The organism is Streptococcus mitis, from assembly GCF_026782865.1.
GTDB classification, from domain to species: domain Bacteria; phylum Bacillota; class Bacilli; order Lactobacillales; family Streptococcaceae; genus Streptococcus; species Streptococcus mitis_CG.
The window spans coordinates 35,961-48,699 of record NZ_JAKUXK010000003.1 but is presented as its reverse complement, the minus strand read 5'-3'; the positions used below and the strand labels follow the sequence as shown (position 1 = coordinate 48,699).

At 37.8% G+C, this 12,739-nt stretch carries 15 protein-coding genes; 3 read left to right on the top strand and 12 right to left on the bottom strand.

Annotated features, from left to right (window positions below; all coding sequences use genetic code 11):
• Positions 1 to 60: 60 nt before the first annotated feature.
• From hpf to MK482_RS00865, 3 genes are all read right to left on the bottom strand, one after another.
• Positions 61 to 609 (bottom strand): ribosome hibernation-promoting factor, HPF/YfiA family, encoded by a 549-nt coding sequence (gene hpf, locus MK482_RS00875; protein ID WP_124787447.1) that lies wholly within the window; start codon positions 607 to 609, stop codon positions 61 to 63.
• 79 nt (positions 610 to 688) lie between these two features.
• The gene (locus tag MK482_RS00870) at positions 689 to 1,351 is read right to left on the bottom strand and encodes a ComF family protein (RefSeq protein WP_268717737.1); all 663 of its coding nucleotides are present in this window, start codon (positions 1,349 to 1,351) and stop codon (positions 689 to 691) included.
• Complete coding sequence (locus MK482_RS00865; protein ID WP_153219733.1) at positions 1,348 to 2,646, bottom strand: DEAD/DEAH box helicase; 1,299 nt, start codon at positions 2,644 to 2,646, stop codon at positions 1,348 to 1,350. Before MK482_RS00865 ends, MK482_RS00870 begins: the two co-directional genes overlap by 4 nt.
• A gap of 56 nt (positions 2,647 to 2,702) precedes the next feature.
• On the opposite strand from MK482_RS00865, the gene MK482_RS00860 reads away from it, so the two are divergent.
• The 3 genes from MK482_RS00860 (at position 2,703) to cysK (ending at position 4,820) form a co-directional block, all read left to right on the top strand.
• Positions 2,703 to 3,338, top strand: coding sequence for a YigZ family protein (locus tag MK482_RS00860; protein WP_268717736.1), 636 nt, complete (start codon positions 2,703 to 2,705; stop codon positions 3,336 to 3,338).
• Positions 3,339 to 3,353: 15 nt separating this feature from the next.
• On the top strand, positions 3,354 to 3,797 hold the full coding sequence (locus MK482_RS00855) for a PH domain-containing protein (protein WP_268717735.1): 444 nt from the start codon (positions 3,354 to 3,356) through the stop codon (positions 3,795 to 3,797).
• A 96-nt stretch (positions 3,798 to 3,893) separates the two neighbouring features.
• A complete protein-coding gene (gene cysK, locus MK482_RS00850) occupies positions 3,894 to 4,820 on the top strand; it encodes a cysteine synthase A (RefSeq protein WP_268717734.1) in 927 nt (308 codons plus the stop codon).
• Positions 4,821 to 4,941: 121 nt separating this feature from the next.
• Here the strand turns inward: cysK and tsf are convergent, their stop codons facing one another.
• The 9 genes from tsf to pgsA all read right to left on the bottom strand — a co-directional run bounded on the left by tsf (position 4,942) and on the right by pgsA (position 12,729).
• Positions 4,942 to 5,982: a translation elongation factor Ts gene (gene tsf, locus MK482_RS00845; protein ID WP_000808071.1), complete on the bottom strand. Its 1,041-nt coding sequence runs from the start codon at positions 5,980 to 5,982 to the stop codon at positions 4,942 to 4,944.
• A 79-nt stretch (positions 5,983 to 6,061) separates the two neighbouring features.
• Complete coding sequence (rpsB, locus tag MK482_RS00840) at positions 6,062 to 6,841, bottom strand: 30S ribosomal protein S2 (protein ID WP_007556349.1); 780 nt, start codon at positions 6,839 to 6,841, stop codon at positions 6,062 to 6,064.
• Positions 6,842 to 7,066: 225 nt separating this feature from the next.
• The gene (gene pcsB / locus MK482_RS00835; protein WP_125411418.1) at positions 7,067 to 8,284 is read right to left on the bottom strand and encodes a peptidoglycan hydrolase PcsB; all 1,218 of its coding nucleotides are present in this window, start codon (positions 8,282 to 8,284) and stop codon (positions 7,067 to 7,069) included.
• Positions 8,285 to 8,377: 93 nt separating this feature from the next.
• Positions 8,378 to 8,872, bottom strand: a complete 495-nt coding sequence (gene mreD / locus MK482_RS00830; protein ID WP_124787439.1) for a rod shape-determining protein MreD — start codon at positions 8,870 to 8,872, stop codon at positions 8,378 to 8,380.
• Positions 8,872 to 9,690: a rod shape-determining protein MreC gene (gene mreC / locus MK482_RS00825; protein ID WP_268717733.1), complete on the bottom strand. Its 819-nt coding sequence runs from the start codon at positions 9,688 to 9,690 to the stop codon at positions 8,872 to 8,874. Before mreC ends, mreD begins: the two co-directional genes overlap by 1 nt.
• 58 nt (positions 9,691 to 9,748) lie before the next feature.
• The gene (locus tag MK482_RS00820; protein WP_268717732.1) at positions 9,749 to 10,543 is read right to left on the bottom strand and encodes an energy-coupling factor transporter transmembrane component T family protein; all 795 of its coding nucleotides are present in this window, start codon (positions 10,541 to 10,543) and stop codon (positions 9,749 to 9,751) included.
• A complete protein-coding gene (locus MK482_RS00815; protein ID WP_153219727.1) occupies positions 10,536 to 11,375 on the bottom strand; it encodes an energy-coupling factor transporter ATPase in 840 nt (279 codons plus the stop codon). The genes MK482_RS00820 and MK482_RS00815 overlap by 8 nt, the downstream gene beginning before the upstream one ends.
• Positions 11,360 to 12,187: an energy-coupling factor ABC transporter ATP-binding protein gene (locus tag MK482_RS00810; RefSeq protein WP_153219726.1), complete on the bottom strand. Its 828-nt coding sequence runs from the start codon at positions 12,185 to 12,187 to the stop codon at positions 11,360 to 11,362. The genes MK482_RS00815 and MK482_RS00810 overlap by 16 nt, the downstream gene beginning before the upstream one ends.
• On the bottom strand, positions 12,184 to 12,729 hold the full coding sequence (pgsA, locus tag MK482_RS00805; RefSeq protein WP_020900979.1) for a CDP-diacylglycerol--glycerol-3-phosphate 3-phosphatidyltransferase: 546 nt from the start codon (positions 12,727 to 12,729) through the stop codon (positions 12,184 to 12,186). The genes MK482_RS00810 and pgsA overlap by 4 nt, the downstream gene beginning before the upstream one ends.
• Between the last annotated feature and the right edge of the window lie 10 nt (positions 12,730 to 12,739).

Genomic DNA, 12,739 nt, shown 5'->3' with positions numbered 1-12,739 from the left:
ATAATGCAATACAAAAGTGGTTTACACTGGTGTAAACCACTTTAATTAGTCATTTCAATTTTAAGATTCTTTAACCTCTAACAGACCAATTTCTCCATCCTCACGACGATAAATCACATTGGTTGTCTGATCTTCAACATCCACATAGATAAAGAAATCATGTCCCAACAAATCCATCTGTAGAATAGCTTCTTCCAAATCCATTGGTTTTAAATCAATTTGTTTTGAACGAACCACTTTTGGTTGTACAACATTCAAATCTTCAACTAATACATCTGTAAATAATTGACTAGTTGCTACCTTATTTTTATTTTTACGCTCAATTTTTGTTTTATTTTTACGAATCTGACGTTCAATTTTATCGGTTACAAGGTCAATTGAACCATACATATCTTGAGACACATCTTCTGCACGAAGAGTAATTGAGCCAAGCGGAATCGTCACCTCCACTTTAGCCGTTTTTTCACGATACACCTTCAAGTTAACTCGAGCATCCAACTCTTGTTCAGCTTGAAAATACTTTTCGATCTTTTCGAGTTTAGAAACTACATAATCACGAATTGCTTCTGTTACTTCTAGGTTTTCACCACGGATACTATATTTAATCATATGAGTACCTTCTTTCTAAACATTTTTGTTTTTCTGATTTCATTATAACGCTTTCATTTTAGTTTTGCAAATTTTTTCCTCATCTTACAAGGGAAAATGTTTTTACATCCTCAGCACCAGCCTCTTCCAACAGTTTCTTCACACGATTTATAGTTGTTCCAGTAGTATAAATGTCATCTATAAGTAAGATTTTTTTAGGAATAGTAACTCCACTTTTAATAAAGAAAGGAAGTTCTGTCCCCAAGCGTTCTGAACGACTTTTAGAATAACTAGCTCTCTCTTCTCCCTTATCCAGTAAGTCTTGAAAAGAGAACCCTGCTACTTCAACTAAACCTTCAACCTGGTTAAATCCCCTCTCAAGTAATCTTTCAGGACTTAGGGGAATTACGACAAATTGATACTCTTTGTACTTTTTTAACTCCTCACTTAAAAATGAAGCGAACACTTTTCTTAAAAGGAAATCTCCATCAAACTTATACCGACTGAAAAAATCCTTCATAGCTTGATTGTAAGTAAAAATCGCTCTATGACTGACCTCAACTCCTTCTTTACACCAAAATTGACAATCTTGACACTTCGTTGACAATCCTGTTTTCATACAGTTTGGACAATTCTCTTCTCCAATCCTCTCAAAAGTAGAGTCACAGTATGAACAAAGACAAGAGTCATCATTCTTCAGAAGTAAGAGACTACTAAAAGTTAAAACAGCCTTCATAGTCTCCCCACACAATAAGCACTTCATAGACTCGCCTCCTTATTCATCTGCTGAATTTCCTTAATTGCCTTCTTGATTGAAGTATTTAACCCATCATGGAAGAAAAGCAAATCTCCTGTTGGTCTATCCATGCTTCGCCCAACTCGTCCACCAATCTGAATCAAGCTAGACTTGGTAAAAAGGCGATGATTGGCCTCTACTACGAAAACATCCACACAAGGGAAGGTAACTCCACGTTCCAATATTGTCGTACTGATAAGTATTGTCAGTTCTCCATCTCGAAAAGCTTGTACCTGCTCTAATCTATCTTCTGTTACAGAAGATACAAAGCCAATTTTCTCATTTGGAAATTGCTCCTGTAAGATTTCTTTTAACTGCTCCCCTTTCTTAATTTCTGAAGCAAAAATGAGTAACGGATAAGCTGTCTTTCTCTGCTTCTCAATATAGGACTTTAACTTTGGTGACAACCGATTTTTCTCTAAACAGTGATTAAAATCCGATAACCAGACAGGTTTAGGAATAATCAACGGATTTCCATGAAATCGTCTTGGTAAGCTCAATCGTTTTAGTTCTCCTATGCGAACCTTCCTATCTAACTCATCAGTCGAAGTCGCTGTTAAAAAGATTCTCAGTCCATTCTCCTTTACACTATTCTTGACAGCATGGTAAAGCGTGGGATTGTCAACATAAGGAAAAGCATCTACTTCATCCACTATCAGCAAATCAAAAGCTTGATAAAACTTCAATAACTGATGTGTCGTCGCAACAACTAATGGTGTTCGAAAATACGGATCTGATTCTCCATGTAGGAGGGCTATCTCGCAAGAAAAATCCTGTTGCAGGCGCCTGTATAGCTCCAAACAAACATCTATGCGAGGACTAGCCAAACATACTGCACCACCTTCATCAATCACTTTAGCCACTACTTGATAAATCATTTCTGTCTTCCCAGCTCCTGTAACCGCATGAACTAACGTTGGTTCTTGCTTGTCTACTGCTTGAATCAGTCCCTCTGATACCTTCTCTTGAAAAGGAGTTAATTGACCACGCCATTTCAGAACATCTTGCTTCGGAAAATCCTCCTGTGGGAAATAGTATAAAGATTGATCACTCCTGACTCGCTTCATCAGTAAACACTCCCTACAATAGTAAGTACCGATGGGCAAATACCATTCATCTAAAATAGCACTATCACAACGTTGACAGAAAAGTTTCCCTTTCTCCTTTCTCATTGCTGGAAGTTTCTCTGCCAACTGACGGTCCTCTTTAGTTAATTCATTCTCCGTAAACAACCGACCGAGATAATTTGGATTTACTTTCATACTTCTTTATTCGTAAAAACCTAGCACTTTAGATGATTTTTTAGTACAATTAAATCATGGAATTTAGAACAATTAAAGAGGATGATCAAGTCCAAGAAGAAATCAAAAAATCCCGCTTTATCTGTCATGCCAAGCGTGTTTATAGCGAAGAAGAGGCTCGTGACTTCATTACTGCCATCAAAAAAGAACACTACAAAGCTACGCATAACTGCTCTGCTTTTATTATTGGAGAGCGTAGTGAAATTAAACGTACAAGTGATGATGGTGAGCCTAGTGGTACTGCTGGCGTTCCCATGCTTGGGGTACTAGAAAATCACAATCTCACCAATGTCTGTGTAATCGTGACACGCTACTTTGGTGGTATTAAACTAGGCGCCGGAGGACTGATTCGTGCTTACGCAGGCAGTGTGGCATTAGCTGTCAAAGAAATTGGCATCATTGAAATAAAAGAACAAGCTGGCATTGCTATTCAAATGTCTTACGCTCAGTACCAAGAGTACAGTAACTTCCTTAAAAAACATAACCTCATTGAGCTAGATACAAATTTTACAGATCAAGTCGATACGATGATTTATGTTGATAAAGAAGACAAAGAAAATATTAAAGCTGCACTTGTGGAGTTTTTTAATGGAAAAGTTACTTTAACTGATCAAGGTTTACGTGAAGTTGAAGTTCCTGTAAACTTAGTGTAAATAAAGGAGAAAAATATGGCATTTGGAAAATTCATTCAAGGACTCGCTGGTAACTTTAACGAGCAAAACAAAGAAACTCTTATCAAAGAATATGGACAATATCTACTAGAAAATGAAGAAATTCAAAGTGGGTATAAACTGATTCGTGACTCGATTATATTTACAAATATCCGTATTATCTTTACAGATAAACAAGGAGCTACTGGTCGTAAGATGTCCATTAAATCAATCTTTTTAATGAACATTATTAACGTTGAAATGGAAACTGCAGGAGCAGGTATAGATGATAGTGAAATTACTATTACTTATTTAGAAAATGTCTTTCTAAAAGCCCATAATGAACATTTTAGTTCTCATAAATTTGAATTTCCTAAGAAAACCGATATCGTTCCACTTTATACATATTTACTAGAATTAGCCTACCACAATCGCTTAAAAATTAATGGCTTAGACCTATGATATAAAAAAATCCTATCGCTTCGATAGGATTTCTATATTTTACAAATGGTATAGATAGCGTTATACTAGAAATATCTTATACAAAGAGGTATTCATATGTCTATTTATAACAACATTACTGAATTAATCGGTCAAACTCCGATCGTTAAACTCAACAATATTGTGCCAGAAGGCGCCGCAGATGTCTATGTAAAACTTGAAGCATTTAACCCTGGTTCTTCTGTAAAAGACCGTATTGCTCTTAGCATGATTGAAAAAGCTGAACAAGATGGTACTTTGAAACCAGGTTCTACACTTGTTGAAGCAACAAGTGGAAACACTGGTATTGGACTTTCATGGGTAGGTGCTGCTAAAGGGTATAAAGTCGTCATCGTTATGCCTGAAACTATGAGTGTAGAACGACGTAAGATTATCCAAGCTTATGGCGCTGAACTCGTCCTTACGCCTGGCAGCGAGGGAATGAAAGGTGCTATTGCTAAGGCTCAAGAAATCGCTGCTGAACGTGATGGTTTCCTTCCTCTTCAATTTGACAATCCAGCTAATCCAGAAGTACACGAAAGAACAACAGGAGCTGAAATACTAGCTGCTTTCGGTAAAGATGGACTAGATGCCTTTGTTGCTGGAGTAGGTACCGGTGGAACGATTTCTGGTGTTTCTCATGCACTCAAATCAGCAAATTCAAGCATTCAAGTTTTTGCAGTAGAAGCAGATGAATCTGCTATTCTGTCTGGTGAAAAACCTGGCCCTCACAAAATTCAAGGTATCTCAGCTGGATTTATTCCTGATACACTTGATACAAACGCTTATGATGGTATCGTTCGTGTAACATCAGACAATGCTTTGGCGCTTGGCCGTGAAATTGGTGGAAAAGAAGGATTCCTTGTTGGTATTTCTTCAGCTGCAGCTATCTACGGAGCCATTGAAGTTGCTAAGAAATTAGGTAAAGGTAAGAAAGTCCTTGCTCTAGCACCAGATAACGGCGAACGTTATTTGTCTACAGCACTCTATGAATTTGAAGTGTAGTCTCCTAAATACACTTAGCCCTTATTATAGGGCTTTTTATTTATACCTTAAAAATAGGAACATCTCCCTATAAAAATCGACTGCATAGAAAAAAGGAAGCAATTTGGCTTCCTTTTTATTATTAGTTATTCAAGGCTGCTGCCATTGTAGCTGCAACTTCAGCTTCGAAGTCGTTTGCAGCTTTTTCGATACCTTCACCAACTTCAAAGCGAGCAAACTCAACTACTGAAGCGTTAACTGATTCAAGGTATGCTTCAACTGTCTTGCTGTCATCCATGATGTAGACTTGTGCAAGAAGTGTATAAGCTTGGTCAACTTTAGTATTGTCAAGCATGAAGCGATCCATTTTACCTGGGATGATTTTGTCCCAGATTTTTTCTGGTTTGCCTTCTGCAGCCAATTCAGCTTTGATATCAGCTTCCGCTTGCGCAATCACTTCATCAGTCAATTGAGATTTTGATCCATACTTCAAGTGTGGAAGAGCTGGTTTGTTAACCATTGCACGACTTTCGTTGTCTTGGTCGATAACGTGGTTCAATTGTGCCAACTCATCTTTAACGAATTGCTCATCCAATTCTTTGTAAGAAAGAACTGTTGGTTTCATCGCTGCGATGTGCATTGACAATTGTTTAGCAAGTGCTTCGTCCCCACCTTCAACAACTGAAATAACACCGATACGTCCACCGTTATGTTGGTATGCTCCAAAGTGTTGTGCATCTGTTTTTTCAATCAATGCAAAGCGACGGAATGAGATTTTTTCTCCGATAGTTGCTGTTGCAGATACGTATGCAGCTTCAAGAGTTTCACCTGAAGGCATTGTCAAAGCAAGTGCTTCTTCATTATTAGCAGGTTTTCCTTCAGCAATAACTTTAGCTGTAGTATTTACCAATTCAACGAATTGAGCGTTTTTCGCAACGAAGTCAGTTTCAGCGTTTACTTCAATAACTGCTGCAACATTACCGTTAACATAAACACCAGTCAAACCTTCTGCAGCAACACGGTCAGCTTTCTTAGCTGCCTTAGCCATACCTTTTTCACGAAGCAATTCAATCGCTTTTTCGATGTCACCGTCTGTTTCTACAAGCGCTTTTTTAGCGTCCATAACACCGGCACCAGATTTTTCACGCAACTCTTTTACAAGTTTAGCTGTAATTTCTGCCATTTTGATTCTCCTATATTTTTTTAAAAATAGGAGAGCCGGGCTAAGCCCCGCCCTCCTAGGTAATTACTATTTGTATAAATTAAGCGTTGTCGCCTTCTACAACTTCAACGATTTCTTCGATTGAATCTGCTTGAGCTTCTGAAGCTGCAAATTCTGCTTCAACTGCTACTGCATCTTCACCTTGACGTCCTTCGATGATAGCGTCAGCCAATTTAGCTGTAATCAATTTAACAGCGCGGATAGCGTCATCGTTAGCTGGGATGATTACATCGATATCATCTGGATCAGTATTTGTGTCAACCATCGCTACAACTGGGATTCCCAATTTCTTAGCTTCTTTAACAGCGATTTGCTCTTTATGTGGGTCAACTACGTACATAACATCTGGGATACGAGGCATATCTTCGATACCACCCAAGAATTTTTCAAGACGTGCACGTTGTTTATTAAGAAGTGCAACTTCTTTCTTAGGAAGAACTTCAAAAGTTCCATCTTCTTCCATACGTTTGATTTCTTTCAAACGAGCGATACGTTTTTGGATTGTTCCCCAGTTTGTAAGAGTTCCACCCAACCAACGGTGGTTGATGAAATATTGACCTGAACGTACTGCTTCTTCAGCAACTGCATCAGCTGCTTGTTTCTTAGTACCAACAAACAATACAACTGCATCGTTAGCTGCTGCATCACGCATGAAATCGTAAGCTTGGTCTGCGTATTTTACAGTTTGTTGCAAGTCGATAACGTGGATTCCGTTACGCTCAGTGAAGATGTACTTAGCCATCTTAGGGTTCCAGCGACGAGTTTGGTGACCAAAGTGTACACCAGCCTCAAGAAGTTGTTTCATTGAAATTACTGCCATGAGTATTTCTCCTTTTTGTTTTTTTCCTCTTCTTGACTTCAACTCGCAAAACGACCCAAGGGCAACTGTTTCACAATTCATCAAGAATGAGTATTATCGTTCACACGACAAGTTTCATTCTACCATACTTTTTCAATATTTTCAAGCTATTTTAGTAGATTTTTAAAGTAAGTTGACTATATAAATCATAAAAGAGACTCAAATAGAGCCTCTTCGTTTTATTCATTAGTTTGGATAGATATATGTTACAAAACCTTCTGAAGTTGTAGTAGGATTGAACCAACCACGTTTATTTCCGATTGTACGGTTTCCACCATAGTTTGATTCAGATACTTGGATGCTTGTTGATGATGAAACAGCTGTAACTACGGCTACGTGTCCATATCCACCATCATTCCAACATGCAATCGCACCAACTTGAGGTGTAGATCCTGTACGGAATCCTGCAGCTGCTGCACTTGTAGCCCACTGTGCTCCATTACCCCAGTAGTCTCCAGCCCAAGGTGCCAATGTCTTAGCTCCCCATGTACACTCTCCTGTTGGATAACTTGAAGCATTTGTACTATATGTTGGACGATGTGTCACTGGCGCAGGAGTATAGCTTGTTGATTCTGTTGAAGCACTGCTTGAAGATGATTCAGACGAACTAAATACTGCTTGAACTTGTGCAGTGAAAGTTGTATTTCCAGAATCAACAACCGTTTGTTGTTGACTTGCTTGTTTAGCTTTATAAGCTGCTTCTGCTTCTGCTGCTGCTTTGGCTTCTGCTTCTGCCGCCGCTTTTTGATCAAGTAAACTTGCTTTTTCATCCTCAGCGGTAGCTTTCTCAGCAGCAAGGTTTAACTCAGCAACTTTCAACTCTGCTTGTTTAGTTGTCAACGCTTGTGCATCGTCAGCAAGTGTTTGTTGATTAGCGATTACTGTGTTGATAGCTTCATTATTAGCAACTTGCTTTTCAGCAATTGACTTTTTATCAGCCTTTTGTTGTTCTAACATTTTATTGTTAGCTGATACAATCTCACTCATAGCTGCAACACGTGAAATAGCTTCAGTAATTGATTTTGAGTTTACAATTGTGTTAATGTAGCTAGTTGCCGCCCCATTTGTTTGAGCACTACGAGCTTGCTTTTCCAACGAATCATTACGAGCAACAATATTCTTAGAAAGCTCAGTGATCTCTCCTTCAAGCTTTTTAGATTCTGTCTGTAATCTTTCATTTTCTGCTTGTAGATTAGACTGTTCTGTTTGAATTGTTGAAACTTGTGTTTGGATTTGATCTACTTGTTTTTGAGCTTCTTGTTGTTGTGCTGTTAAGTTACTAATTTTATTATCTTGAGCAGCAATTTTTTCATCAGTAGTCTCTGCATGCGCAGTTGTTAAAACAGCTGCTTGAGAAACCATCACTGTACTTAGTAAAAGTGACGCTAAGATTTTTTTCTTCATATTATGTAGATACTCCTTCTATTTAAGACAATACTAGTATACCAAAAAAAGACATAATAAATATTACGCCTTTATTACATTTGTATTTCTTTCTCATAGATAATATTTTTCAAAAATAAACTGGAAAATGACTATCCAGACAAAATTCAAAATCATTGATGGAACTAAACTATAGACTATAAACAAAGACATACTATCCACAGTTAAACCTACCACTAATGCAAGTATATATGCCCCCATCTCAAATAGAAAAGTTATGACAATAATTGCCAACATTCTCGTCCAACGATTCAATAAAATAACGCTATTAAATTTATGGAGAAATACCCCCAACAAGACGAACAACAGAGTCGCAATCCCTATCAAGTGGAAAAAGTAAATGTCATAAACCAAACCTACTACAAAACAATAGGCTAAATAGAGATACTCTGATACTTCAATCGTCTCAAATAAGAGAAACAAAAATAGAAAATGACTAGCTAACTGTACATGGGGAAATAATGAGCCCAAAAGCTGGCTAATATGGGCATCAATTAGAACAAAGAAAGGAAGCAATAAAAACACTCCAACCCGCTTCAGCTGTCTCATTATGAATTCCCCACTAATTCTATCACACTCACATTATGAGTATCTGCACTCAATTTAACAGTTACTTCTCGTGTCAAATAGTCCGTACTATGCGTTGTGGCAACCACTTCACCAACAGGAATATCAGCAACATTAAAGTTTCCTAATCCACCCGTTGTCACCTTATCGCCTGCACTAATATCGCTATTACTATTTAATTGGCTAATTTTAAGAACCTCATTTTCCTTGTCATAGCCAACAATAATCCCATAAATTGTAGTAGAGCCATGTTGAATTTTAACAGAAATCTTATCAGCATTTTCCGTATTTGTCAGAAGGTTGACCATAGTAGAGTTGTCCTCCACTTTTGAAACACTCCCAATCAAACCACCATTTGCAATGGCTAACATGTTTTCAGAAGCCCCTTTTGATTTGCCTGCATCTAAGGTCAATTCCTGCTTCCAAGATACTGGAGAACGCATAATAACATCTGCTGCTAAAGTCTTTGTAGCTTGCAATTTGGACTTCATATCAAGCAATTGGCGCAGTTGTTCATTTTCTGTCTTTAAACTTTCCGCCTCATTTGATTTAACTTCTAATTGGTAAATTTGTTTCTTCAAACTTTCATTTTCATTATATGTTCGTGTCAAATGAGCCAAATCTGATTTGACAGATTCAAACCACTGAAAAGGTTTTTGTAAAACTCTATCAACCAATGAGATTCCATCTCCTAATTTTGTCACAATTGTACTTGAATAAGTCGTCGCTAAGAGAGCTGACACAAGCAGAACAGTGACAAAAACAATAATGACATATTTTGATTTTTTAAAACGGTCCATATCCCTACCTTTATATCAAAAACTGTTACAGTAATTTTTTATCAATTCCTGAAAGCTACTAAGATTTTAAGAAAAATAAGCAACAACCAAGTACGATAATAACAAGAATGGTCAGCGTATCCTTTCTAGTCCATTTCAGTTGTCGGTATTGACTTCTCCCTTTTCCCCCCTGATAACCACGCGCTTCCATAGCGATAGCCAAGGAATCTGCACGTTTTAAACTTGTCGCAAAAAGAGGAATCAAAATAGGAATCATCGACTTCACCTTTTGAACAATGCTTCCTTCACCAAAATCCACTCCACGCGCTTTCTGTGCATTCATAATCCGCGTCGTATCATCCATTAATGTCGGAACAAATCGCAAACTCATAGATAGCATTAAGCCAATTTCATGAACTGGAACTTTCACACGCTTTAAAGGTGCTAATAAAGCTTCGACAGCTGATGCCAAACTTAAGGGCATGGTAGTTAAGGTTAATAAAGTTGAAAAGAAAATAATCAATACGAAGCGACAAAAAATAATCCCAGCTTGTTGCAAAGCATAATCCGTGACTCTCACAAACGAAAACTCAAATAAAACATTCCCATTAGAAATGAAAAATAGTTGAAAAATAGTTGTGAAGGCAATCAAGAAAAACATAGACTTCAAGCCCTGAATAAAAAATGAAAGAGATACTCCTGACAAGGCAATAAATATCCCTGTCGCTATAAAAAGAATTAGATTCGTCAAGGGATTATTAGCCCAAAAAACGATTAAAATCAGTAACATCATAGCAAGCAATTTGCTACGTGGATCCAATCGGTGAACAATCGAATCCCCTGGGATATAACGCCCCAAAATCATACTATCCATTTAGCGACTCCTTGAACTCCTCTATCTTAATCGGTAATCGTTTAAATGACACGCCTCTATCAGCCAATCGTTTACAAAAGGCCGTAATTTTAGGTACTCCCAACTGTACTTCTTCCATGAAGATAACATCTTGAAAGACATCACTCGGTTTTCCCCTTTTAACTAAACGTCCCTTTTCCATCACATAGACTTGATTCGCATATTCGGCAACATCATCCATCAAATGTGTTACCAAGACGATGGTCATCCCTGACTGGTGGAGTTTTTTGAACAAGTTCATCAACTCTTTTCTTCCCAAAGGATCCAGGCCTGCTGTGGGTTCATCTAAGACTAATACAGCTGGTTCCATTGCAAGTATACCTGCAATGGCAACACGTCTCATTTGTCCACCTGACAGCTCAAACGGGCTACGATTAAAAAGTGATTCATCAATTCCAACCAGAGCCAGTTTCTCACGCGCAATCTGCTCCGCGTCTTCTTCAGAAACTCCAAAATTTTGCGGTCCAAAAGCAACGTCTTTCAAAACCGTTTCTTCAAAAATCTGATTTTCAGCAAACTGAAATACCAAGCCAACCTGTTTTCTAATTTGACGAATATCTTTATTTTTAGAAGTCGAGGTGATTAAGGTATCAAAAACTCGCACACTCCCTTGACTTGGCACCAATAAACCATTTAGTAGTTGTAAAATAGTTGATTTACCACTACCTGTGTGTCCAATTAAAGCTGTATAAGAACCATCTTCAATCGTCAAAGAAACATCCGACAAAGCTGTTGAGGCTAAGGGAGTCCCTTCTTGATACGTAAAACTCACATTTTCTAGAGCAATTCCCATAGCTTATCTTCTAGCTCACTTTCTGTCAAATAATTTTCAGGTAAATCATAGCCATTCTGGCTCAAAGAATATTTTAATTGATTGGAAAAAGGATCGTCTAATCCAATTTGATCTAAATCATTTCGAGAGAAAAGTTCTCTTGGGCTACTGGTTGATTCAATTTCCCCTTTTTTCATGACCAATACACGATCACTCATGGCGACTTCTTCCAAATCATGTGTAATGGAAATGACCGTCATATCATAGTCTTTTCGAATTCCTTTTACTGTCTCAATCAGTTCTCTACGCCCCTCAGGATCCAACATACTCGTTGCCTCATCTAGAATTAGAATCGCTGGTCTTAGGGCTACAACACCTGCAATAGCAACACGTTGCTTTTGACCACCTGATAGACGCGCTGGCTCTCTCTTTTTAAAGTCCAACATGCCAACCAAATCCAGAGCTTCTTCCACTCTCTTTTTCATTTCTTGACGAGAAAGTCCCTGATTTTCCAAACCAAAGGCAACATCATCTTCAACAGTCGCTCCAACAAATTGATTGTCTGGATTTTGAAAAACCATACCGATTTGACGACGTATATTCCAAACATTTTCCTCAGTCAAACGTTGCCCATCAATTACAATCTCTCCAGATTCTGCTTCCAGTAAACCATCAATTAATCGAACCGTCGTTGATTTACCACTACCATTATGCCCTACAATCGAAAGCCATTCTCCACGTTTCACGTGAAACGTAATACCCTTCACATCGTAGTATTCCTGACTTTCCTTATAGCGAAAAGAAAGATTTTTTACATCAATTATTGATTTCATTTCGAACCAAATGTCCCTTTAAATACATAGGCACTACCCTTGAAATAATCATAGCCAGAGTAGATAGTGAAAAACAAGGCTACATAAAGTAGAACTTGGCCAATCAAAGTCCAGTGTAATAGCAAGAAAATAATGGCAAACATCTGACTGAAAGTTTTAATTTTTCCAGGCATTGCTGCTGCTAAAACCGTCCCACCAGTTTCAACCAATAAAAGCCTTAAACCTGTCACAGCCAACTCACGACAGATAATCACTGCAACAATCCAAGCCGGAGCCATTCCTAACTCAATCAACATAATAAAAGCCGACATAACTAGTAACTTATCCGCCATGGGATCTGCAAATTTACCAAAATTACTGACCACATTCCATTTACGAGCTAAATATCCATCTAAATAATCGGTAATACTGGCAATAGCAAAGATAATAGCTGCTACTATATGACTCTCTATCGAATTTCCTACCGTTAAAATAAAGATAAAAATAGGTATAAAGAGAATTCGACCTATTGTTAAGAGATTTGGAATTTGTTCTTTTTTCATTCGTTTTTCC